This window comes from Stenotrophomonas sp. RG-453 (genome assembly GCF_033843685.1).
Taxonomy (GTDB): Bacteria; Pseudomonadota; Gammaproteobacteria; order Xanthomonadales; family Xanthomonadaceae; genus Stenotrophomonas; species Stenotrophomonas bentonitica_A.
The window spans coordinates 324559-347357 of sequence record NZ_JAMYED010000003.1; the positions used below are offsets into that span (position 1 = coordinate 324559).

At 66.8% G+C, this 22799-nt stretch carries 25 protein-coding genes; 17 read left to right on the top strand and 8 right to left on the bottom strand.

Translation table 11 applies throughout. The features are described from left to right. Positions 1–42 precede the first annotated feature (42 nt). From pgl to zwf, 3 genes are read right to left on the bottom strand one after another with little or no spacing between them, the layout of a single operon-like run. Positions 43–765 (bottom strand): 6-phosphogluconolactonase, encoded by a 723-nt coding sequence (pgl, locus tag NJD74_RS07115; protein ID WP_019183262.1) that lies wholly within the window; start codon positions 763–765, stop codon positions 43–45. After that, entirely contained in the window at positions 762–1769 is a 1008-nt protein-coding gene (glk, locus tag NJD74_RS07120) for a glucokinase (protein ID WP_019183261.1), read from the bottom strand. The genes pgl and glk overlap by 4 nt, the downstream gene beginning before the upstream one ends. Then, on the bottom strand, positions 1766–3205 hold the full coding sequence (gene zwf, locus NJD74_RS07125; RefSeq protein WP_019183260.1) for a glucose-6-phosphate dehydrogenase: 1440 nt from the start codon (positions 3203–3205) through the stop codon (positions 1766–1768). The genes glk and zwf overlap by 4 nt, the downstream gene beginning before the upstream one ends. Positions 3206–3559: 354 nt before the next feature. On the opposite strand from zwf, the gene ugpC reads away from it, so the two are divergent. Then, positions 3560–4651 (top strand): sn-glycerol-3-phosphate ABC transporter ATP-binding protein UgpC, encoded by a 1092-nt coding sequence (gene ugpC / locus NJD74_RS07130; RefSeq protein ID WP_070427124.1) that lies wholly within the window; start codon positions 3560–3562, stop codon positions 4649–4651. A 197-nt stretch (positions 4652–4848) separates the two neighbouring features. Here the strand turns inward: ugpC and NJD74_RS07135 are convergent, their stop codons facing one another. After that, positions 4849–5718, bottom strand: a complete 870-nt coding sequence (locus NJD74_RS07135) for a folate-binding protein YgfZ (RefSeq protein ID WP_070470576.1) — start codon at positions 5716–5718, stop codon at positions 4849–4851. A gap of 39 nt (positions 5719–5757) precedes the next feature. On the opposite strand from NJD74_RS07135, the gene NJD74_RS07140 reads away from it, so the two are divergent. The 10 genes from NJD74_RS07140 (at position 5758) to NJD74_RS07185 (ending at position 12917) form a co-directional block, all read left to right on the top strand. After that, positions 5758–5931, top strand: coding sequence for a DUF1674 domain-containing protein (locus NJD74_RS07140; RefSeq protein WP_080114829.1), 174 nt, complete (start codon positions 5758–5760; stop codon positions 5929–5931). 56 nt (positions 5932–5987) lie between these two features. After that, on the top strand, positions 5988–6380 hold the full coding sequence (gene sdhC, locus NJD74_RS07145) for a succinate dehydrogenase, cytochrome b556 subunit (RefSeq protein ID WP_019183256.1): 393 nt from the start codon (positions 5988–5990) through the stop codon (positions 6378–6380). Then, positions 6377–6763, top strand: coding sequence for a succinate dehydrogenase, hydrophobic membrane anchor protein (gene sdhD / locus NJD74_RS07150; RefSeq protein WP_019183255.1), 387 nt, complete (start codon positions 6377–6379; stop codon positions 6761–6763). The genes sdhC and sdhD overlap by 4 nt, the downstream gene beginning before the upstream one ends. 31 nt (positions 6764–6794) lie before the next feature. Beyond that, positions 6795–8585 carry a succinate dehydrogenase flavoprotein subunit gene (sdhA, locus tag NJD74_RS07155; protein ID WP_019183254.1) on the top strand — a complete coding sequence of 597 codons (1791 nt, stop codon included), beginning with the start codon at positions 6795–6797 and terminating at the stop codon, positions 8583–8585. Between the two features lie 163 nt (positions 8586–8748). Further along, positions 8749–9534, top strand: coding sequence for a succinate dehydrogenase iron-sulfur subunit (locus tag NJD74_RS07160; protein WP_019183253.1), 786 nt, complete (start codon positions 8749–8751; stop codon positions 9532–9534). 193 nt (positions 9535–9727) lie between these two features. After that, complete coding sequence (locus NJD74_RS07165) at positions 9728–9976, top strand: succinate dehydrogenase assembly factor 2 (RefSeq protein ID WP_070470574.1); 249 nt, start codon at positions 9728–9730, stop codon at positions 9974–9976. Then, the gene (locus tag NJD74_RS07170; protein WP_319623876.1) at positions 9927–10376 is read left to right on the top strand and encodes a hypothetical protein; all 450 of its coding nucleotides are present in this window, start codon (positions 9927–9929) and stop codon (positions 10374–10376) included. Before NJD74_RS07165 ends, NJD74_RS07170 begins: the two co-directional genes overlap by 50 nt. Before the next feature lie 23 nt (positions 10377–10399). Continuing rightward, a complete protein-coding gene (locus NJD74_RS07175) occupies positions 10400–11641 on the top strand; it encodes a lipoprotein-releasing ABC transporter permease subunit (RefSeq protein WP_019183250.1) in 1242 nt (413 codons plus the stop codon). Continuing rightward, the gene (gene lolD / locus NJD74_RS07180; RefSeq protein WP_019183249.1) at positions 11634–12347 is read left to right on the top strand and encodes a lipoprotein-releasing ABC transporter ATP-binding protein LolD; all 714 of its coding nucleotides are present in this window, start codon (positions 11634–11636) and stop codon (positions 12345–12347) included. The genes NJD74_RS07175 and lolD overlap by 8 nt, the downstream gene beginning before the upstream one ends. Before the next feature lie 105 nt (positions 12348–12452). Beyond that, positions 12453–12917 (top strand): DUF6491 family protein, encoded by a 465-nt coding sequence (locus NJD74_RS07185; RefSeq protein ID WP_019183248.1) that lies wholly within the window; start codon positions 12453–12455, stop codon positions 12915–12917. Positions 12918–13088: 171 nt separating this feature from the next. Here the strand turns inward: NJD74_RS07185 and NJD74_RS07190 are convergent, their stop codons facing one another. The 3 genes from NJD74_RS07190 to ftsY all read right to left on the bottom strand — a co-directional run bounded on the left by NJD74_RS07190 (position 13089) and on the right by ftsY (position 16194). Next, on the bottom strand, positions 13089–13358 hold the full coding sequence (locus NJD74_RS07190) for an oxidative damage protection protein (protein WP_019183247.1): 270 nt from the start codon (positions 13356–13358) through the stop codon (positions 13089–13091). Between the two features lie 4 nt (positions 13359–13362). Next, the gene (mutY, locus tag NJD74_RS07195) at positions 13363–14502 is read right to left on the bottom strand and encodes an A/G-specific adenine glycosylase (RefSeq protein ID WP_070470568.1); all 1140 of its coding nucleotides are present in this window, start codon (positions 14500–14502) and stop codon (positions 13363–13365) included. Positions 14503–14634: 132 nt separating this feature from the next. Continuing rightward, entirely contained in the window at positions 14635–16194 is a 1560-nt protein-coding gene (ftsY, locus tag NJD74_RS07200; protein ID WP_319623877.1) for a signal recognition particle-docking protein FtsY, read from the bottom strand. 167 nt (positions 16195–16361) lie between these two features. Here ftsY and NJD74_RS07205 point away from each other — a divergent pair, with 167 nt between their 5' ends. Then, complete coding sequence (locus NJD74_RS07205; protein WP_319623878.1) at positions 16362–16658, top strand: hypothetical protein; 297 nt, start codon at positions 16362–16364, stop codon at positions 16656–16658. Between the two features lie 91 nt (positions 16659–16749). Here the strand turns inward: NJD74_RS07205 and htpG are convergent, their stop codons facing one another. Next, positions 16750–18648, bottom strand: coding sequence for a molecular chaperone HtpG (gene htpG / locus NJD74_RS07210; protein WP_019183243.1), 1899 nt, complete (start codon positions 18646–18648; stop codon positions 16750–16752). Positions 18649–18975: 327 nt separating this feature from the next. Here htpG and rsmD point away from each other — a divergent pair, with 327 nt between their 5' ends. The 5 genes from rsmD (at position 18976) to ggt (ending at position 22777) form a co-directional block, all read left to right on the top strand. Continuing rightward, positions 18976–19578, top strand: a complete 603-nt coding sequence (gene rsmD / locus NJD74_RS07215; protein ID WP_070470295.1) for a 16S rRNA (guanine(966)-N(2))-methyltransferase RsmD — start codon at positions 18976–18978, stop codon at positions 19576–19578. A gap of 7 nt (positions 19579–19585) precedes the next feature. Then, positions 19586–20095 carry a pantetheine-phosphate adenylyltransferase gene (gene coaD, locus NJD74_RS07220; protein WP_019183241.1) on the top strand — a complete coding sequence of 170 codons (510 nt, stop codon included), beginning with the start codon at positions 19586–19588 and terminating at the stop codon, positions 20093–20095. Between the two features lie 47 nt (positions 20096–20142). Beyond that, a complete protein-coding gene (locus NJD74_RS07225; protein ID WP_019183240.1) occupies positions 20143–20634 on the top strand; it encodes a hypothetical protein in 492 nt (163 codons plus the stop codon). A 125-nt stretch (positions 20635–20759) separates the two neighbouring features. After that, positions 20760–21044, top strand: coding sequence for a YfhL family 4Fe-4S dicluster ferredoxin (locus NJD74_RS07230; protein ID WP_070427136.1), 285 nt, complete (start codon positions 20760–20762; stop codon positions 21042–21044). Beyond that, positions 21041–22777 carry a gamma-glutamyltransferase gene (gene ggt / locus NJD74_RS07235; protein WP_102788324.1) on the top strand — a complete coding sequence of 579 codons (1737 nt, stop codon included), beginning with the start codon at positions 21041–21043 and terminating at the stop codon, positions 22775–22777. Before NJD74_RS07230 ends, ggt begins: the two co-directional genes overlap by 4 nt. The last annotated feature ends 22 nt before the right edge of the window (positions 22778–22799 follow it).

The window sequence follows — 22799 nt, forward strand, 5'->3', positions numbered from 1 at the left end:
CTACCGGCTATGAGAAGGCGAACGGAACAACACCGGGGCAACTCAGTCACACCAGTGGACGCGCAGTTTCGCGCCGTCGAGATCGATCGCGTTGAGGATGGGATACAGCTGCGGATTGTTGCTTTCCAGCGCGTGCTTGAGCACTTCCAGCTTCTGCTTGCCGCGCAGCAGCAGCAGGCGCTGGCGGCTCTGCTTCAAGCCGTGCGGGGTGAGGGTGATGCGCAGCGGCCACTGGTTGGCACCGGGGCAGCCGGTGGCATCCAGCGCCGCGTAGGGCAGGGTGCTTTCCAGTGCCCGGGTCAGGTCCTTCGACCCCGGGAACAGCGACGCAGTGTGGCCGTCGTTGCCCATGCCCAGCACGCTCAGGCACGGCCGCTGGCTGTGCTGGGCCTGCAGGTTGGCGCTGTAGACGCACTCGGGCAGCGGTTTGCCGACCCGCACCAGCGGATCGAAATGCGCGCCTTCGGCACGGGTCAGGAAGCTCTCCTTCACCAGCCAGGCATTGCTGTCGCGATCCTGCGGCGACAGCCAGCGCTCATCGACCAGGCTCACTTCCACCCGGTCCCATTGCACGTCCAGCTCGGCCAGCGCCTGGTAGACCGGTGCCGGCGTGGTGCCGCCGGAGAGCAGCATGCGCGCGCGGCCGAATTCGGCGATGTCGCGGTTCAGCTCGGCCGCCATTTCCGCGGCGACGGCCTCGATCCAGCCATCGGCATCGCCGTGGCGGATCAAGGTGAAACGTTCGGACGTATCCAGGGTATTCATGCAGTGCCTCCCGGCAGATCGCGTTCCACATCCGCCGCATACGCGGCCGCGCCGAGCAGGCCGGGGCTGGGGTGCATCACGGCCAGTGACGGCACCTTGGACATGATCGAAGAGAAGCGGCCCTTGTGTTCAAAGCGCTGGCGGAAGCCGGAGTGCTGCAGCGAATCGAGCATCTTCGGCACCAGCCCGCCGGTCAGGAACACGCCATCCCAAGCGCCCTGCATCAGCACCAGATCGCCAGCGATCGCGCCGAACACCGCGCAGAACACATCCACGGTGCGCATGGCCTGCGGGTCGCCATGCAGCGCCCGCGCGGTGACGTCCACCGGCTGCAGCTGGCCCGGGTCGATATCGGCCATCTCGCACACGGCGCGATGGATGTTGACCAGGCCGGGGCCGCAGATCAGGCGTTCGTTGGAGACACGGCCGAACTGTTCGGACAGGATCTCCAGGATGCGGATTTCTTCCGGCGTACCCGGCGGGAAGCTGACGTGGCCGCCTTCGGTTTCCAGCGGATAGCAGCGGCCATGGCGCAGGATCAGCCCGCCTACGCCCAGCCCGGTGCCCGGGCCGATCACCGCGTAGTTGCGCGGCTGGCCCGGCTTGCCCGGCACCCACGCCGCGCCGCCGACCTGGATCACGTCCTGCGGCTGCAGCAGCGAAATCGCCATCGCCTGGGCGGCGAAGTCATTGATCAGGTGCAGGTCGTCGAAGCCGAGCATGTGCGCGGTGCGGATGCGCGAGATCACCCACGGGTGATTGGTGATGCGTGCCTCGTCACCGTCGACACGGCCGGCCACGGCGAACACACCGCGCTTGGCTTCGGCGCCGATCTGCTCGAGGTAGTGCCGTGCGGCTTCACCGAGCGAGGGGAAGTCAGCGACCGCGAATTCGCGGATGCTGTCCTGCTGCAGCGGCGCGGCCAGCGAGGTATCGGCCAGGGCGAAGCGTGCATTGGTACCGCCGATATCCGCGACGAGGACCGGCTGGGACAACACCGTCATGCCTGGCCACCGCGGGTTGCGTCGGCATCGGCGTCGGCAGGCAGGAAGCCTGCGGCTTCTTCTGGACCCCACTGACCGGCCGGGTAGGGCTGCAACGGCAGCTTGGCTTCCTTCCACGCATCGCTGACGCTGTCGATCCACGCCCAGGCCGCGCGCACTTCGTCATCGCGCACGAACAGCGCATGGTTGCCGTTGAAGGCATCCAGGAACAGGCGTTCATAAGCGATGCGGCGGTGCAGGCCGGTCGGCACGGACAGTTCCAGTTCCAGCGGATGCAGTTCCAGCGCGCCCCATTCCGGGCCGGCCAGCGAGCTCATCAGGCCCAGCTCGATGTTTTCCTGCGGCTGCAGCTGGAAGGTGATGCGGTTGGGGGTGGCATTGCCGCGGTGCGGGCGCTCGAACAGCCAATGCGTGACCGGCTTGAGCGTGACCACCACGCGGGTGGTGCGCTCGGCCAGGCGCTTGCCGGTGACCAGGTGGAACGGCACGCCGGACCAGCGCCAGTTGTCGATATGCGCGGTGACGCCGGCGAAGGTTTCCACATCGCTGCCTTCCGGCGGCTGGTAGGCCTGCGCAGGCTGGCCGTTGATGGTGCCGGCGGTGTAGCGGCCCCGCACGCTGTCACGCGCGGCATGCTTGGCATCGAGCGGGCGCAGGGCGCGCAGCACTTTGACCTTCTCGTCGCGGATGCGGTCGGCTTCCAGCGACGCCGGCGGTTCCATCGCGACCAGGCACAGCAGCTGCAGGATGTGGCTCTGGACCATGTCGCGCAGCGCGCCGGAGCGGGCGTAGTACGCATCGCGGCCATCCACGCCTTCGCTCTCGGCCACCAGGATGTGCACCGATTCGATGTAGTTGCGGTTCCAGACCGCCTCGAGCAGCGTATTGCCGAAGCGCAGCGCGATCAGGTTCTGCACCGCGGCCTTGCCCAGGTAGTGGTCCAGGCGGAACACGCGGTCTTCGTCGATCCACTGGCCGATCGTGGAGATGATCTCCTCGGCGCTGGCACTGTCGCTGCCGATCGGCTTTTCCAGCATCAGGCGGTGCGGGGCGGCCAGCGCGCCGCCCTTGGCCAAGCCTTCGCAGGTGGAGATGTACAGGCCCGGCGGGATCGCCAGGTAGCTCACGCAGTTGCGGTCGACCAGGTCGTGGACCGATTCGGCCACGGACTCGGGATTGCGCAGGTCCACCGAGCGGTAGTCGATGCGCTGCAGCAGCGAGTGGATATCGTCCTGGCTGGCCATCGGCATGGCCTGCTGCAGGCGCGGGCGCAGGATCTCGCGGAAGGCGTCGGTGTCGTGCGGCGACAACGCCAGCGCACGAACCTTGAAGTCTTCGGGGAGCAGGCCGTCGCCCAGCAATCGCAGCAGCGAGGGGAACAGGTAGCGCTGGGCCAGGTCACCTGTGGCGCCAAACAGGAAAAGGGTGTCGTGCATCGCTCGAGTTTCAGATCCGGGTGACATCGTTGTCAATCGCTTCTCGTCTATGTTCTCGGGGGTCGGGCGGGGTCCTTTGTCTGCTTGTTGCAGGTGCAGCACGCCCCATGGATTCCGCCCGGCATGATGGCCTGCCAACCCGGTGTCGTGGGGGATATCGCATCCTCCCCGGCATCCAGGTCACGGCCGACTATCGGATAGTGCCACGTGAAAACGTTTACATGGCAGAATGCGCAGACTGTATTCGATTGCAGTGGTCGCCGTCATGCGGCACCACGCCATCGACCTGCCATCGGGAGGGCCGAAGGCAGTTCCGCATAACAGCCCGGAGACCGGGCGGACTGGAATGGTGATATGGCAAAAGTGCAGTTGCAGGGCGTTCGCAAGGTCTACGACAACGGTCAGGTGGCCGTGCAGGGCGCGACCTTCGAAGTGGCCGATGGTGAATTGATGGTGCTGGTGGGGCCGTCCGGGTGTGGCAAGTCCACACTGCTGCGCATGGTCGCCGGCCTGGAAGAAATCAGTGGCGGCACGCTGACGATCGGCGACCGCGTGGTCAACGACGTGGCGCCCAAGGATCGTGACATCGCCATGGTGTTCCAGAGCTATGCGCTGTATCCGCACATGACCGTGGCCGAGAACCTGGCCTTCGGTCTGAAGCTGCGCGGCCACGACAAGGCCACGATCAGCAAGCGGGTCAGTGAGGCGGCCCAAACGCTGGGCCTGACCGAGATGCTCGACAAGCTGCCCAAGGCGATGTCCGGCGGCCAGCGCCAGCGCGTTGCGCTGGGCCGCGCGCTGGTGCGCGAGCCGGCGGTGTTCCTGCTCGATGAGCCGCTGTCCAACCTGGACGCCAAACTGCGCCACAGCGTGCGGACCGAAATCGCGCAGCTGCACCGCAAGCTGGGCACCACCATGATCTACGTGACCCACGATCAGGTGGAAGCGATGACCCTGGGCCAGCGCATCGTGGTGCTCAAGGATGGCGTGATCCAGCAGATCGATACCCCGATGGCGCTGTACGACCGCCCGGCCAACCTGTTCGTGGCCGGCTTCCTCGGCAGCCCGGCGATGAACGTGCTGCGCGGCACCCTGCAGCGCACCGACAGCGGCTATGCCGTACAGGACACCGGGCTGACCGCGCCGCTGGGCCAGGCCCGGATCGATCAGGCGTGGGTCGGCAAGGCGATCGCCGTGGGCGTGCGCCCGGAGCATCTGCAGCCGGCCGCGGCCGGGGATGCGACGGCGTTCGAGGCGATGATCGATGGCATCGAGCCGGTCGGCAACGAGATTTTCGTCAACATGACCAGTGGCGGCCAGCCGTTGGTGATGCGCGTGGCACCGCAGGGGTTGCCGTCGGTCGGCGAGCCGATCCGCGTGGCGATCCATCCGCAGGGCCTGCATTTCTTCGATGCGCAGACCGGCGAGCGCTTGAACGACGCGTAAGGCGCGGACGGGTACGGGGTTGCCGGCCAGCGGCCGGCACTACCCGTGCGCGAATCCGGCAGTGCCACCAGATCCGGTAGTGCCACCAGATCGGGCAGTTCCACCAGATCCGGTAGTGCCGGCCGCTGGCCGGCTCCACGCACACCCATCAACGTTCATGGCGTACCGCATCGATCAACGGTCGATGCCTACCGGGTCTACCGCGCCAGACCATCCAGCAACGGCAGGTGGGCGGCCTGGACCCCGCCGACGCTCAACGGCTCCGGCGCGATCTCCAGCGGCAGCACCGCCAGGGCCAGATCACCGGCCACCGAGGCCACCGTGCCGATCGCTGCGTCCTTCTGATGTACCTGCGTGCCGCTGGTCGTGCCCTCCACGACCCGCAGCAGCTGCAGGGCGCGCTTGGCCTTGCCCAGGAAGTGGGTGCGGGCCACGATTTCCTGGCCCGGGTAGCAGCCTTTCTTGACGCTGTACCCGTTCAGGCGGTCCAGGCCCAGCTGCTGCGGCGTCCACTGCTCGCGCTGATCGGCATCCAGGCGCGGCAGGCCGTAACGCAGATCGGCCTGGCGCCAGGCCAGCGCAATATCCGCGCTGTCGGCGTGGGTCGCCACGGCGTCGGCGGCACCGATGCGCAGGCTGCGCGGAAGTGCGTCGCTGCCCAGGTCCAATTCGATGTTTTCGCCGCCAAGTTGCGCAATCGCGCCGCCGGAGGCCGATTCCGGCGCGGTGAAGCTTGCCGCCACGGCAAGATCATTGCGGACCTCGATCCGCACCTTGCGGCGGAAGACAAAACGCTGCAACTGCGACGCAATCGCATCGGCGTCGCCATCGGCGAGCACCACCACGATGCGCTCCTGGTCCAGCCGCAACAGCTGGAACACAGCAATGGTGCGGCCCTTGGCCGTCAGCCAGGCACTCCACTGCCAATGCCGCAGGGGCAGGGCGGTGACATCGCTGGAGAATTGGGCATGGGCGAACGCGGCCGCATCGGCACCGCTGAGACTGAGCAGCTGGTGACCGGGGAGGCGCGAAAAGCCGGCGAAATCGGAGGGCAGGTTGTCAGGCACGTGAACGGGGTCTAAAATTTGTGCGTTGCGAGACCACCCATGATAGGCCAAACAACCCCCTCTCCAGATTCTGAAGCTGAAGGCACGCTGGTACCCGAGGAGCAACCGCTTCCCGAGACTCCGGCATTGCCTTTGGAAATCGGCGGCCGCGGCGGACTTGATCCGGTGCGGTACGGAGATTGGGAGAAAAACGGACGCTGCATCGATTTCTGATCAGCATTGAGCCAACGCGGCATTGCGCCGCCCAGCCGAGACAACGAGCCCAGCGAATGGCCGCCAGAGAACGTCCCCTTTCCCCGCACCTTCAGGTGTATCGCTGGCAGATTCAGATGGCCACCTCGATCCTGCATCGAGCCACCGGCATCTTTCTGTCTGTTGGAGCCCTGATCATTGCCGGCGGCCTGCTCGCCCTGATGATGGGTCCTGAATCCTGGAACTGCTTCACCGGCCATGCCGGCAGCTGGTACGGCAAGCTGTTCCTGTTCGCATGGACCTGGTCCTTCGCCTACCACCTGTGCAATGGCATCCGCCATATCGTGCAGGACTTCGCGATCGGCTTCTCCATTCCCGCCTTCGTGCGCAGCAGCTGGGTCTCGGTCTTCGCCAGCCTGGTGATCACCGCCCTGGTCTGGGCCTACGTCTTCATGGGAGCGGCCGCATGAACAAGTACCGTACCCCGCTGAAGAACGTGCGTGGCCTTGGCGCTGCCAAGACCGGTACCGAGCACTTCGTGATGCAGCGCCTGACCGCCACCGCGCTGGTCGGCCTGACCATCTGGTTCCTGGTGTTCGTACTGAGCCTGATCGGCGCCGATTACGTGACCGCGACCGACGCGGTGTCCAAGCCGTGGAACGCGGTGCTGCTGGTCGGCTTCCTGGTCGCGATGTTCTGGCATGCCCAGCTCGGCCTGCAGGTCGTGCTGGAAGACTACATCCACAATTCGCTGCTGGCCCTGGCGCTGCAGACCACGGTGAAGTTCATCGCCGTGCTCGGCGGGATCGTCAGTGTTTTTGCGGTCGCCCGCATCGCGCTCGGCGTCGCCTGAGTCCAGGCACCAAGACAGGAATCCAGATTAGATGTCCGCTTACAAGATTACGGAACACAAGTACGATATGGTCGTGGTCGGCGCCGGCGGTGCTGGCCTGCGCGCCACGTTCGGCCTTGCCGCCAAGGGCCTGCAGACGGTCTGTCTGACCAAGGTCTTCCCGACCCGTTCGCACACCGTGGCCGCGCAGGGCGGTATTTCGGCCGCGCTGGGCAACATGGGCGAAGACGACTGGCGCTACCACTTCTTCGACACCATCAAGGGCTCGGATTGGCTGGGTGACCAGGACGCCATCGAGTACATGTGCCGCGAAGCGATCCCGGCCATCATCGAACTGGAACACTACGGTGTGCCCTTCAGCCGTACCGAAGAGGGCAAGATCTACCAGCGCCCGTTCGGTGGCATGACCACCAAGTACGGCGAAGGCCCGTCCGCGCAGCGCACCTGCGCCGCCGCCGACCGTACCGGCCACGCCATGCTGCACACGCTGTACCAGCAGTCGCTGGCGCACAACGCGCGCTTCATGATCGAGTACTTCGCGCTCGACCTGATCTTCGATGACGAAGGCGTCTGCCGCGGCGTGCTCGCGCTGGACATGGCCGACGGCTCGCTGCACCTGTTCCGCGCCCACGGCGTGGTGCTGGCCACCGGCGGCTACGGCCGCGCCTACTTCAGCGCCACCTCGGCCCACACCTGCACCGGCGACGGCGGCGGTCTGGTCATGCGTGCCGGCCTGCCGATGCAGGACATGGAGTTCGTGCAGTTCCACCCGACCGGTATCTACGGCGCGGGCTGCCTGATCACCGAAGGCGTGCGTGGCGAAGGCGGCATCCTGCGCAACAGCAACGGCGAGCGCTTCATGGAGCGCTATGCCCCGCACTACAAGGATCTAGCTTCGCGCGACGTGGTGTCGCGTTCGATGACCATCGAGATCCGCGAAGGCCGCGGCGTTGGCGAGCACAAGGATCACATCCTGCTCGACCTGACCCACCTCGGCCCGGGCGTCATCGACGACAAGCTGCCGGGCATCGCTGAAAGCGCCCGCATCTTCGCCGGCGTGGACGTGCACAAGCAGCCGATCCCGGTCATCCCGACCGTGCACTACAACATGGGTGGCATCCCGACCAACTACCACGGCGAAGTCGTGCGCAAGGTCGGCGACAACCCCGATGCGGTCGTGCCGGGCCTGTACGCCATCGGCGAAGCGGCCTGCGTGTCCGTGCACGGTGCCAACCGCCTGGGCTCCAACTCGCTGCTGGATCTGGTCGTGTTCGGCCGTGCGGTGGCCAACCGCTGTGCCGAGACCATCAAGTCCGGCGCGCCGCACAAGACCCTGCCGTCGGATGCGTGCGACAAGGCGCTGGGCCTGCTGGACAAGCTGCGCTACGCCAACGGCGACACCCCGACCTCGGTCATCCGCGATCGCATGCAGCGCACCATGCAGAACGACGCGGCGGTGTTCCGGACCAGCAAGACCCTGGAAGAGGGCTGCGCCAAGATGGCCGAGATCTTCGACTCCTTCCAGGACGTCAAGGTCTCCGACCGTTCGCTGGTGTGGAACTCGGACCTGATCGAAACCTACGAGCTGAACAACCTGCTGCTCAACGCGGTGGCGACGATCAACTCGGCCGAACAGCGCAAGGAAAGCCGCGGCGCGCATGCGCATGAGGACTTCCCGGACCGCGACGACGTCAACTGGCAGAAGCACACGCTGGTCAACGTCGACGAGAACGGCAAGTGCGAGTTCGACTACCGCCCGGTCCACATGTACACGCTGAGCAAGGACGTGGACGTCGTCCCGCCCAAGCCGCGCGTTTACTAAGAGACCTGCGGCATGACCTCCGTCCACGCAGCGCCCGCGACCGCCGTCCCCCGCAAGGGTGGGGTGGCGCGTGCGCCGCTGGCCGGTGGTGTCGACTTCCTCATCTTCCGTGCTACCCGCGCCTGCCCCGCAGCGCGAGCCGCCTGAGCCAACGAGAACAGCCATGGCCGAGTTTTCCCTCCCCAAGAATTCCAAGATCGGAAAGGGCAAGCACTTCCCCGCCAAGAGCGGTGCGAAGAACACCCGCACCTTCAAGATCTACCGCTGGAGTCCCGACGACGACAGCAACCCGCGCACCGATACGTACGAGATCGATCTGGACGCCTGCGGCCCGATGGTTCTGGACGCGCTGATCAAGATCAAGAACGAGATCGATCCGACCCTGACCTTCCGTCGTTCGTGCCGTGAGGGCATCTGCGGTTCGTGCGCGATGAACATCGACGGCACCAACACGCTGGCCTGCACCCGCGCCATCGCCGACTGCGGCAAGGCCGAAGTGCCGATCTACCCGCTGCCGCACATGAGCGTGGTCAAGGATCTGGTGCCGGACCTGACCCACTTCTACGCGCAGTACGCCTCGATCAAGCCGTGGATCCGCACCCAGACCCCGCCGCCGCCGGATCGCGAGCGCCTGCAGTCGCCGGAAGACCGCAAGAAGCTGGACGGCCTGTACGAGTGCATCCTGTGCGCGTGCTGCTCGACCAGCTGCCCGAGCTACTGGTGGAACGGCGAGCGTTACCTGGGCCCGGCCATCCTGCTGCAGGCCTACCGCTGGATCGTCGACTCGCGCGATGAAGACACCGGTGCGCGCCTGGACGAGCTGGAAGACCCGTTCAAGCTGTACCGCTGCCACACCATCATGAACTGCTCGCGGACCTGTCCGAAGGGCCTGAACCCGGCGCTGGCCATTGCCGAGATCAAGAAGTTGATGATGGCGCGTCGCGCCTGATCCAGACGTGCCCGGTAGCGCCACGCCATGCGTGGTCCTGCAACAGAGGATCGAAACGGTAGCGCCACGCCATGCGTGGCGTCTCAGAAAATGATCGAAATGGTAGAGTCATGCCATGCGTGGCTTCTCAGAAAATGATCGAAACGGTAGAGCCACGCCATGCGTGGCTTTGCCTTATCTGGAAACGCAGAAAATGGATGAAGCAACCGAACTGAAAAAGCTGCGCTGGCGCTGCCGCCGCGGCATGCGCGAGCTGGATCAGCTGTTCGGCCGTTACCTGGACCGGTGCTGGCTGCGGGCACCGACAGACGAGCGCGAGGTTTTCCTGTTCCTGCTGGAAAGCGAAGACGATAAGTTGTGGCGCTGGTTCATGGGTTACGAGGAATGCCCGCATGCCGCGCCCGCTGCCCTCATCGCCAGGATCCGCGCCCTGCCAGCTTGAGTGGCACCCCTCGCGCTGGCAGTGCCGCGCGCTGATCGCCATGGGCGCGCTGATGCCCTGGGCCCTGTGGGCCACCGAGCTTCCGGCGCCGTGGGGCCTGGCCTTGGGCTTGGTGGCGATGGTGGGCACGTGGCTGGAGGCGTGGCGGTATGCGCGCGGCCCGGGCTGCGCCTTCCTGATCCCCCTGGATGATGAGCCGGCCCAGGTGGATGGCGAGGCGGTCGAGGACCTGCAGATGCGTCGCCGCGGCCCGCTGCTGCAGCTGCGCTGGCGGCACGAAGGGCGCCGTCACTGGCGCTTGTTCTGGCCAGATACCCTTCCGCAGGCGCAGGCACGTGAACTGCGACTAGCCGTCCGGGCACACTGCATTTCCCGTTCACCCCCTGCAGTGGCACCATAGCCTGAATTGTCCGGCGTACCTGCATGTTCAAACCCATTCCTGTCTCGATTGGCCTGCGTTACCTGCGCGCCAAACGCCGCAACGGCTTCATCTCCTTCATCTCCATGGCCTCGATCCTCGGCATTGCCCTGGGCGTGACCGTGCTGATCACCACGCTGGCGGTCATGAGCGGTTTCCAGAAGGAAATCCGCGACCGGCTGCTGCAGATGACCGCGCATACCACCATCACCACCGACGGCGCCCCGATGGCCGATTGGGCGCATGCGGTGGATGTGGCGAAAAAGGACCCGCGTGTCGCCGGCGCGGCGCCGTACATCGAAATCCAGGCCATGCTCAGCGGCCCCCGCGTGCAGGGCGCCATCGTGCAGGGCATCGACCCGGCGCTGGAGCCGAACGTCTCGGTCATCAACCAGAAGGTCAAGAAGGGCAGCTTCGACAGCCTGACCGCAGGCAGCTACAACCTGCTGGTGGGCCAGGAACTGGCGATCTACCTCGGCGTCGGCGTGGGCGATACGGTGCTGGTGACCCTGGCCGAAGTGCAGGGCACGCCGATCGGCGCGATCCCGCGCATGAAACGCTTCACCGTCAGCGGCATTTTCGAAGCCGGCTACAACGAGGTCGACCGTGGCGTGGCCTACGCCAACATGGCCGATCTGGAAAAGGTGCTGCGCATCGATGGCGTGACCGGCGTGCGCCTGAAGCTGCACGACATGGACAAGGCGCTGGACGTCGGTGTCGATCTGGCCCACAACCTGACCGGTGCCTACCGGGTCAGCGACTGGACCCAGCAGAACGCCAACCTGTATCACTCGCTGCGCATGGAGAAGGTGGTGATGGGCATCCTGCTCTCGCTGATCATCGCCATGGGCGCGTTCAACCTCGTTTCCTCGCAGGTGATGCTGGTCACCGACAAGCAGGCCGACATCGCGATCCTGCGCACCCTGGGCCTGACCCCGGGCGGGGTGATGCAGGTGTTCATGGTGCAGGGCTCGCTGATCGGCATCTTCGGCACCGTGCTGGGCGTGATCGGTGGCATCACCCTGACCTTGAACCTGGAGCGCATCCTCGGCGCGATCGAGACGCTGTTCAACGTCAAGCTGCTGCCGGAGGACGTGTACTACATCACCGGCCTGCCGACCGACATGCAGACCCCGGACATCATCATGATCACCGCCGTGGCGCTGGTCATGAGCTTCCTTGCCACCCTGTATCCCGCCTGGCGCGCGGCACGTACCCAGCCGGCGGAGGCCCTGCGTTATGAATGAAGCACTCACCCTGGGCCAGGAAGTCATCCGCGCCGAAGCGCTGGCCAAGACCTATGCCGAAGGCCGCATGCAGACCCCGGTGTTCAACGGGCTGGACCTGCGCGTGGCCGCCGGCGAGACCGTGGCCATCATCGGTGCCTCCGGCGCCGGCAAGAGCACCCTGCTGCACCTGCTGGGTGGCCTGGATACGCCGACGGCGGGCGAGGTCTATGTGGCCGGCCAGCGCATGTCCGGCCTGTCCGACAGCCAGCGTGGCCGCCTGCGCAACCGCGCCCTCGGCTTCGTCTACCAGTTCCATCACCTGCTGCCCGAATTCACCGCGCTGGAAAACGTGATGATGCCGGTGCTGCTGGGGGGCGAAGAAGTGGCCGACGCGCGCAACCGCGCGCAGGCGTTGCTGGAATCGGTCGGCCTGGGGCACCGGGTGGACCACAAGCCGGGCGAGCTCTCCGGCGGTGAGCGCCAGCGTGCCGCCGTGGCCCGCGCCCTGGTCAACCGCCCGGCCTGCGTGCTCGGCGACGAACCCACCGGCAACCTGGACGACAAGACCGCCGCGACCGTGTTCGAGCTGATGCTCGAGCTCAACCGCGCGCACCACACCAGCCTGGTGCTGGTGACCCACGACCGCTCGCTGGCACGCAAGCTGGACCGCGTGCTGGAACTGCGCGAAGGGCGGCTGCACAGCCTGGCCCACAGCGAGGTCTGAGCGGGCAGCGCTGCCTGCCTGAGCGCTGAACACCCGGCGGGTTCCTCTCGCCGGGACCACGCCGGGCGGCGCATGATCGGCGCACATTCCCCAGCAGGAGGCGTCATGAAGCAGACCCTTGCCATCGCGGCCCTGTGCCTTGGGCTGGCCGCGTGCGCCAGTACCGGCCGCCTGTCCACCGCGCAGAAGCTTGATCTCTACCGCGCGCACGCCGGTCCGCCGCAGCAGGACATGCCGTTGTACGGGTCGTTGTCCGGCTGGACCGAACTGGGCGAGAGCGCGCTGGCGGTGTGGACGCGCCCAAGCGAAGGCTATCTGCTGGAACTGGCCGGGCCGTGCCAGGGGCTGGACTACGCCCCGGCGATCGGCCTGACCAGCCGGGTCGGCCGTGTGTCGGCCCGCTTCGACAAGGTGCTGGTGCACGACCCCACGCCGGGACCGATGAACATGCCGTGCTTCATCAGCAGCATCCGCAAGCTCGATACCAAGGCGCTGCGCGCCTCCGAGCAGGAGCTGCGGCAGGCGCAGCTGCAGGAGCGCGAAGAAGGCCAGCAGGCGCCGACCCGGTAGTGCCGGCCGCTGGCCGGCCAAGGCCTATCGAGGATGCACCGCGATCTCGCCGTCGGCATAACCTCGCGGTCGCCACAACCTGGCGATCGCCAACAACCTCGCTATCGCCAACAACTTCACGGTCCCCCATCCTCGCGGTAGATACCGACCGTTGGTCGGTATCAGACCCGGTCACGCCTCCGGAACAAACCCGGCCGGCTTCTCCGCGCCACCGCTGAAGAGATACTTCACCAGTTCCTCTTCCAGGAACGCACGGTGCTTGGGATCGCGCGGCGACAGCCGGTTTTCGTTGATCAGCATGGTCTGGTGCGCCAGCCACGCGGCCCAGGCCGGCTTGCCGATGTGGTTGAAGATGCGCTGGCCCAGCTCGCCGGGGTAGGGCACGAAGTCCAGGCCTTCGGCGTCGCGTTGTTCGTACTGGCAGAAAACGGTGCGGGGCATAGCGTTACTCGTTGTCTTGGGATGTTGCTGCGCGCCGCATTGTACGGCGCTTGGGCTGAGCGGGCGGTGCACCGGTCTGGAGCAGCTTGCGGATCGGTGCGGGCAGGCCCAGCTTTTCCAGCTCTTCGGCAGCGACCCAGCGTACGCCGGCATCCTCGCCGCGCGAGCCCTGAACCGTCGCCACCAGTACCTGCAGATGCAGCCGGTAGTGGCTGAAGGTGTGCTCCAGCACCGGCAGCGGCTCGGCATCGTCCAGCGAGCCCTCGATATGCGCATCGAACCAGTCCTGCAGGGCGATGCCGCTGTCAGCCTGGGGCAGGGTCCACAGCTGCGCCCAGATGCCGGTGTCCGGCCGCTTCTGCAGCAGCACACGGCCGCGCGCATCGCGCAGCAGCAGCGCCACCGCCTCGCGTTCGGGCAGGGTCTTGCCCGGCTTCGGTGTCGGCAGCTGATCGGTACGGCCTTCGCGCCGTGCAACGCAGGTCGCCTGCAGCGGACAGATCACGCAGGCAGGCCTGCTGCGGCTGCAGACGCTGGCGCCCAGGTCCATCTGCGCCTGGGTGTAATCGACCATGCGCGTGCCAGGCACCTGCGCTGCGTGCGCCTCGGCGACCGCCCACAGCTGCTTTTCGATCGCCGGCAGGCCGGGAAAGCCCTCGATGCCGTGATAGCGGGTCAGTACGCGCTTGACGTTGCCATCGAGAATCGCGAACCGGTCACTCCAGGCCTGGCTGAGGATCGCGCCCGCAGTGCTGCGGCCTATGCCCGGCAGCGCATGCAGTGCATCGAAATCACGCGGCAGCTCGCCGCCATGCAGGTCCACGCAGCGCTGCGCGGCGGCATGCAGGTTGCGTGCACGGGCGTAGTACCCCAATCCCGCCCACTGCGCCATCACCGCGTCATTGCTGGCGGCGGCCAGGTCGGGCAGGGTCGGGAATACGTCCAGGAACTTCAGGAAGTACGGGATGACCGTGCTGACCTGGGTCTGCTGCAGCATGATCTCCGACAGCCACACCCGGTACGGCGAGCGCGGGTGCTGCCAGGGCAGGTCGTGCCGGCCATGGTCATCGAACCAGTGCAGCAGCCGGGAAACGAACACATCGTCGGCAGGCAATACGGCGCTGGCGGGAGGCTGGCGGGTCATGCAGATTCCGGAGAAGGACGGGAGCCACGCCATGCGTGGCTGCATCGGCAGCCGGGGAGACCGGTCCCGGAGGTGAAGCAGCCACCCATGGGGTGGCTCTACAAGTGAAGCCGCTGCCTGGCCCGGCGGTGATCAGGCGCCGAGTGCTTCCGGCAGCAGTGCGTCGACGAAGGCTTCCGGATCGAACACGCGCAGGTCTTCCGGGCGCTCGCCGATGCCGCAGAAGCGGATCGGAATGCCGAACTCGCGGGCCAGCGCGAACACCACGCCGCCCTTGGCGGTGCCGTCCAGCTTGGTCACCACCAGCCCGGTCACGTTGACCGCGGCATGGAACTGACGCAGCTGCGAGAGCGCGTTCTGCCCGGTGGTGCCATCGATGACCATCAGCACTTCGTGCGGTGCATTGGCTTCGATCTTGCCGAGCACGCGGCGGATCTTGCCCAGCTCGTTCATCAGGCCAGCCTGGGTATGCAGGCGGCCGGCGGTATCGGCGATCAGCACTTCGGTGCCGCGCGCCTTGCCGGCCTGCAGCGCATCGAAGGCGACCGAGGCCGCGTCGGCATTCTGGCCCTGGGCGACCACGGCCACACCGTTGCGCTCGCCCCAGGCCTGCAGCTGCGCGACAGCGGCGGCACGGAAGGTATCGCCGGCGGCCAGCATCAGGCTGTGCCCGTCGTCCTTGAAGCGCTTGGCCAGCTTGCCGATGGTGGTGGTCTTGCCGACGCCGTTGACGCCGACGGTGAGCACCACGAACGGCTTGGCGGTGCGGTCGATCACCAGCGGCTTGGCGACCGGCTGCAGGATGGCGATCAGCTCGGCGCGCAGCGCGGTGAGCAGCGCATTGGCATCGGCGAACTCGCGCGCCTTCATGCGCTTGCGCAGGCCTTCCACCAGCGCGGTGGTCGCACCGACGCCGACATCGGCGGTGATCAGCGCAGTTTCCAGCTCATCGAGCAGGTCATCATCGAGCTTGGGATTGCGCGAGAACAGGCCGCCGAAGCTGCGGGCGATCACGCTGTTGCGCAAGCGCTCGCGCCAGCCGCTCTTGCCGGCCGCGGCGGGGGCGATGTCCTGGGAGGACGGGCGCTCGGTCACGATGATCGGGGCAGCCGGAGGAGCCGGAGCAGCCGGGGGTGCCGGAGCTGCCGGGACGGCCGGAGCGAGCGCGGCGGGCACGGCCGGAGCAGCCACCGGCGGCGCGACGACGGGCGGCGCAGGTGCGCTCACCGGTGCGGCCGGTGCCGGGCTCGGTGCGGCCGGTGCCGCGCGGTCCTCCACGGGAGCTGCTGGAGCCGGCGCCGCGACGACAGGTGCAGGAGCAGCCGGAGCCGGGACAACCGGTGCGGTCACTACAGGTGCCGGCGCGACCGGCGGCGGGGCGGCAGGCGGTGCGACCACGGGCGCAGGTACAACGGGGGCCGGCACGACCGGGGTCGAAACTACAGGCTTCGGAACTGCCGGGGCGGGAACCTCCGGGGTCGGCGCGATCACGCGCTCTGCGGGGGCAGTCGGCGCGACGGCAGGCACCGGGGCTTCCGCTGCCGGCGGCAGCGGCGCAGGCGCCGGCGGTTCTGCAGGCTGGGGATTGGCCTGCGGGAACGCGGCTGCCAGCTCCTCGGTGGAGTAATGCTGGGTTTTGGCCGCCTCTTGCGGGGCGTCCTGGGGCTTTTTGCGGCGGAAGAAGCTGAGCATTGGCAAAAGACGCTGAAATCAGAGGGGTATGCTACCACTGCGCCCCGAAGGCCCATGGGCGTGCAGGTGCGGTGGGGCGGGACTCAAGTAATGGCCGATGCGGCCGTTACCGGTTGTGAAGGGCTGCGCCATGCCGGCGCGGCCGGAACAGCAGAAAACGGTGACCGATGAGCGTGATGTCCATTGCCAGTACCGGCATGCGTGCCGCCTCGCTCGGGGTACAGAGCGCCGCGTCCAACGTGGCACGGTTGCCGGTCCCGGATGCGACCCACCTGGGCGTCGCGCAGACTGCAGCGGCAGGCGGCGGCGTCACCGCCACCGTGATCACCGCGCCCGACGATGCCAATGCGCCGATCGCGGACCTGCTCACGGCCAGAGAAGCCGCGCTGGCGTTCGCCGCCAACGCGACCGTGCTCCGCCGCCAGGACCAGATGCTGGGCACCTTGCTCGACCGCTGGGCCTGACTCGATCGCGCACGCCGGCCACAGTCCGGCGCCACGCATCATCAACGCCGGCAGGTGCCGACCCTTGGCCGGCACCCACCCGCAGAGCGACTTACGCCGACAGCTCGAGCAACAGCTTGTTGAGCCGGCGCACATACGCCGCCGGGTCCTTCAGCGTGTCGCCCGCGGCCAGCGCGGCCTGGTCGAACAGGACGCGGCTGAGGTCATCGAAGCGCGCGGCATCGCCTTCCTGGTCCAGCTTGCCGATCAGCGGATGGCCGGGGTTGAACTCGAACACCGGCTTGCTGTCGGGCACCTTCTGGCCGCTGGCTTCCAGGATCTGGCGCATCTGCAGGCCCAGGTCCTGTTCGCCGATCGCCAGGATTGCCGGGGAGTCGGTCAGGCGGTGCGAGACGCGCACGTCGGCCACGTCATCGCCCAGTGCGGCCTTGATACGGTCCACCAGCGCCTGCTTGTCCTTGGCCACGGCTTCCTGGGCCTGCTTGTCTTCGGCGGTTTCCAGCGCGCCCAGGTCCAGATCGCCACGCGCGACATCGACGAACGACTTGCCGTCGAACTCGGTCAGGTACCCCATCAACCATTCGTCGATGCGGTCGGTGAGCAGCAACACTTCCACGCCCTTCTTGCGGAACACTTCCAGGTGCGGGCTGTCCTTGACCTGGGTGTAGCTGTCGCCGGTCAGGAAGTAGATCTTGTCCTGGCCTTCGATCATGCGGCCCACGTAATCGGCCAGCGAGACGCTGGGCTCGCCGCTGTCGTCATGGGTGGAGGCGAAGCGCAGCAGGCCGGCGATCTTCTCGCGGTTGCCGTAGTCCTCGGCCGGGCCTTCCTTGAGCACCTGGCCGAACTGCTTCCAGAAGCCGGCATAGACCTCCGGCTTGTCCTTGGCCAGTTTCTCCAGCATGTCCAGCGAACGCTTGGTCAGCGCCGACTTCATCGAATCGATGACCGGGCCGGACTGCAGGATTTCACGCGAAACGTTCAGCGAGAGATCGTTGGAATCCACCACGCCCTTGATGAAGCGCAGGTACAGCGGCAGGAACTGCTCGGCCTGGTCCATCACGAACACGCGCTGCACGTACAGCTTCAGGCCCTTGGGCGCGTCACGGTGGTACAGATCGAACGGCGCATGGCCGGGCACGTACAGCAGAGAGGTGTACTCCAGCTTGCCTTCAACCTTGTTGTGGCTCCACGCCAGCGGATCCTGGTGGTCATGCGCGGCGTGCTTGTAGAACTCCTGGTACTCGGCGTCGGTGATCTCGGTGCGCGGGCGGGTCCACAGCGCGCTGGCACGGTTGACGGTTTCCCATTCGACCTCGGCCGGGGCATCTTCGCCGTGGTGTTCCTTGGCCATCTGGATCGGCAGGCCGATGTGGTCGGAGTACTTCTTGATGATGCCGCGCAGGCGCCAGCCATCGGCGAAGTCGCGCTGGTCATCCTTGAGGTGCAGCACGATGCGGGTGCCGCGCTCGGGCTTGTCGATGCTTTCCACGTCGAACTCGCCTTCGCCGCGCGAGGACCAGTGCACGCCCTCGCTGGCGGGCAGGCCGGCGCGGCGGGAGTACACGTCCACCTGGTCGGCGACGATGAAGGCGCTGTAGAAGCCGACGCCGAACTGGCCGATCAGCTGGGAGTCCTTCTTCTGGTCGCCGGAGAGCTGGCGCAGGAAGTCGCCGGTGCCGGACTTGGCGATGGTGCCCAGGTGGGCGATCGCTTCGTCACGGCTCATGCCGATGCCGTTGTCGTCGATGGTCAGGGTGTTGGCGGTGGCATCGAAGCTGACGCGGATGCGCAGGTCGCCGTCGTTCTCAAGCAGGGCCGGCTGGGTCAGCGCTTCGAAGCGCAGTTTGTCCGAGGCATCGGCCGCGTTGGAGATGAGCTCGCGAAGGAAGATTTCCTTGTTGGAGTACAGCGAGTGGATCATCAACTGCAGCAGCTGTTTGACTTCGGTCTGGAAGCCCAGGGTTTCTTTTTGGGTCTGCACGGTCATGGGTCGTGTTGCTCCTTGGGACATTGCCGCGCCCGGCGCGGCGGCTGGTTCAAGGGGTAGGGGTGGATTGTCCCGAATTCAAGAGTGTCGGCAGCCTTCGGGGCCGAATCGCAAGCAGGAGTGCGGCGCCTGCCTCTACAAGGTGGGTCGGACGTGCGACAGGTAGAGCCACGCCACGCGTGGCTGCATTTCATTCCAGCATCGGGGTGCCTGGCAAAGACAGCGACTGGACCGCCTAGAATGTCGTCCTGAACTACCTGCCTGCCTGCCCATGACGCTTTCCCGCCCGCTCGCCCATCCGATCGCCATCCATCTCCGGAGCCCCGCATGAAACCGCGTCAGCCGGCCGCTGCCGTGGGCCAGGTGCGGATCATCGGGGGCAAATGGCGCAATACGAAGCTGCCGGTGCCGCTGTCGCCGGGGCTGCGGCCCAGCAGTGACCGGGTGCGCGAGACCCTGTTCAACTGGCTGATGCCGCGCCTGGGTGGGGCGCGGGTGCTGGATCTGTTCGCCGGCAGCGGGGCGCTGGGGCTGGAAGCGGTCTCGCGCGGGGCGGCGCAGGCTACGCTGGTGGAGCGCGATCCCGCATTGTCCCGGCAGCTGCGCGAGTCGGTCGCCAAGCTGGGGGCGCAGGACCAGATCGCCCTGGTGCAGGCCGATGCGCTGCAGTGGCTGCGGCAGCCGGCCGGACCGCTGGCGGATATCGCGTTCGTCGATCCGCCGTTTGCCGATGGGCTGTGGGAGGCCGTGATGGCGGGGCTGCCCCCGCATCTGGCGCCTGATGCCTGGGTGTACGTGGAGTCCCCGGCCGATCAGGCGCCGAAGATGCCCGCGCCGTGGCTGCTGCACCGCGAGGGGGGCACCCGGGAGGTCCGTTTTGCCCTGTATCGCCGCGCCACTGCTACACTTTCACCAGACCAACACGCGTAGCTGACGTATGACCGTGGCCAACCGCCGCATTGCTGTCTACCCGGGCACCTTCGATCCGATCACCAACGGTCACATCGATCTGGTGAACCGCGCTGCACCCCTGTTCGAGAAGGTGGTGGTGGGCGTGGCGCAGAGCCCGTCCAAGGGGCCGACGCTGCCGCTGGAGCTGCGCGTCCAGCTCGCCCGTGATGCGCTGGGCCACAACCGCAACGTGGAAGTGCGTGGTTTCGATACCCTGCTGGCGCATTTCGTGCGCTCGGTGCAGGGCGGGGTGCTGCTGCGCGGGCTGCGCGCGGTCTCCGATTTCGAGTACGAATTCCAGATGGCGAGCATGAACCGCCATCTGATCCCGGAGGTCGAGACCCTGTTCCTGACCCCGGCCGAGCAACACAGCTTCATTTCGTCTTCGCTGGTCCGCGAGATCGCCCGCCTGGGCGGCGACGTGTCCGGCTTCGTGCCGTCCGCCGTGCTTGAGGCACTGCGCAAGGTCCGTGAAGCGAAGTCGGGCCAAGCGTAGTACCTGTCAGACCCATACATACCAAGAATCACCAAGGGAGGAATTCCATGAACAACACCATGCGTGCCATGTTGATCGCGTCGTTCGCGCTGGCCTTCACCGCCTGCAAGAAGGAAGAGGCCGCGCCGGTCGTCGAAGCCCAGCAGGCGCTTGTCGCCCCGGCTGCCGATGACGATGCCGGCTGGAAGAAGTACCTGCAGGCCGTGGCCGTGCAGAACATGGGCAACATCAGCAACAGCCCGTACCTGTACTACCTCGCCCCGGAATCGGACCCGGAATTCGCGGCCAAGTATGAGCGCCAGGTCGAAAGCGCCACCCAGGCTGTGGGCCGTGGCGTGCAGCCGGGCAACATGCTGGCCTTCGGTTCCTCGGCCTCGGCCAAGATGGCCGACATGATCCAGGCCGTGTTCAAGGACGTCTCGCCGGACTCGATGAAGGGTGTGCGCGTGGTGTTCATCGGCAAGGCCGCCGACAACGCCCGCGTCCAGTCGATCATCCAGCCGACCGGCGCCGAGTACATCTTCGTCGAAGCCAAGTAACCCGTGCAGTGGCGGCCGTGCCTTGTGCGCGGCCCGGGTGGCGCCCGCAGGGGCGTCACCGATGACCGGCCCGCGCGCCCGCGTGGGCCGGTTCTCATCCGCCGGCGCGGGCGTGGAGTAACGCCATGTCGCTGAAAATCAATGAGCTCTGCGTCAATTGCGACGTCTGTGAGCCGGCCTGTCCCAATCAGGCCATTTCGATGGGTGAAACCATCTACGTGATCGATCCGGCCCGCTGCACCGAGTGCGTGGGGCATTTCGACGAACCCCAGTGCGTGGTCGTCTGCCCGGTCGAATGCATCGATCCCGATCCGGACATTCCGGAAACCCAGGACGCCCTGCTGGCCAAGCTGCACGGGCTGCAGCGCGATCATCCCGAATTGTATGTCACGGAGTTTCTGCCGAAATGAGAACGCTGTCGCGTCGTTGGTTGCTGCTCGTCCTGCTGGTGGCCCCGAGTGCCTGGGCCGCGGAATCCGCACCGGCGGTTCTGGCCAAACACCCTGACGGCGCCGCCGTCGCCAGTGGCCATCACCTGGCCACGGAAGCGGGCATGGAGATCCTGGCCAAGGGCGGCAACGCGTTCGACGCCGCCGTGGCCGTGTCTGCCACGCTGGCGGTGGTCGAGCCGATCAGCTCGGGCCTCGGCGGCGGCGGGTTCTTCCTGCTGCACGATGCGGCCACCGGCAAGGACGTGATGCTGGACGCGCGCGAAACCGCGCCGCAGTCCGCCACGCCCGAGGCGTTTCTCGACAAGAAGGGTGACCTGGACCGCGACCGTTCGGTCAACGGTGCCTGGTCGGCCGGTATCCCGGGCCTGCCGGCCGCGCTGGTGGAACTGTCCTCCAAGCACGGCAAGCTGCCGCTGAAGACCTCGCTGGAGCCGGCGATGCGCATCGCGCGCGATGGCTTCCCGGTGTACGCGCGCATGTCCAAGGGCTATCAGTCCCGGCGTGAGGTGATGCAGCGCTACCCCGGCACGCGCGAGGTCTACGAGCGCAACGGCAAGCCGATCGCCGAGGGCGACCTGTTCCGCCAGCCGGAACTGGCCAAAACCATGGAGCGCCTGGCCGACCAGGGCTTCGATGGCTTCTATCGGGGCGAGACCGGCAAGCTGCTGCTCAAGGGCGTGAAGCAGGCCGGCGGACACTGGACCGCCGAGGAACTGGCCGGCTACCGGGTCAAGCTGCGCGACCCGATCGCCTTCAAGTACCGCGACTGGACCATCACCACCGCCTCGCCGCCGTCGTCCGGTGGCATCGCGTTGGCCGCCATGCTGCAGATCCTGGAAGGCTGGGACCTGAAATCGATGGATCCGGCGCACCGCACCCATCTGGTGGTGGAAGCCATGCGCCGCGCCTACCGCGACCGTACCTTCTTCCTGGGCGATCCGGATTTCGTGGACATCCCGCAGAAGGTGCTGACCAGCAAGGATTACGCGCAGGGCCTGCGTGCCACCATCCACCCGGACAAGGCCACCCCCAGTGATCTGCTGTCGGGCAACCCGACCCCGCTGGAAGATGACGAGACCACCCATTTCTCGATCATCGACCGCGAAGGCAACCGCGTCGGCGCGACCCAGACCGTGAACCTGCTATACGGCTCGGGCCTGATTCCGTCCGGCACCGGCGTGCTGCTCAACAACGAAATGGACGATTTCGCGCTGAAGCCGGGCACGCCGAACGCCTTCGGCGTGATGGGCTATGCGGCCAATGCGCCCAAGCCGGGCAAGCGCATGCTCAGCTCGATGACCCCGACCTTCATGGAGTCCGCCGACAAGGTCGTGGTGCTCGGCACGCCCGGTGGCAGCCGCATCATCACCATGGTGCTGCTGGGCATCCTGGGGTACGACGACGGCCTGACCGCCCAGCAGGTCGCCGCGCTGCCGCGCTACCACCACCAGTGGCTGCCGGACCTGATCGAGGCCGAGGACGGTACCTTCGATGTGGGCACCATCAAGCAGCTGCAGGCGATGGGCCACAAGATCGACCTGCCCGGCGATACCGCAGCTGGCGGCCGCGGTTCCAGCCACGTCTGGGGCAACCTGCAGACCGTGGAATGGGACCGTCGCAGCAACGTGCTCAGCGGCGGCAGCGACCCGCGCAATCCGGTCGGCAGCGCCGCGGTCAGCCAGGCGCACTGACTGACCGCAGAAACGAGAAACC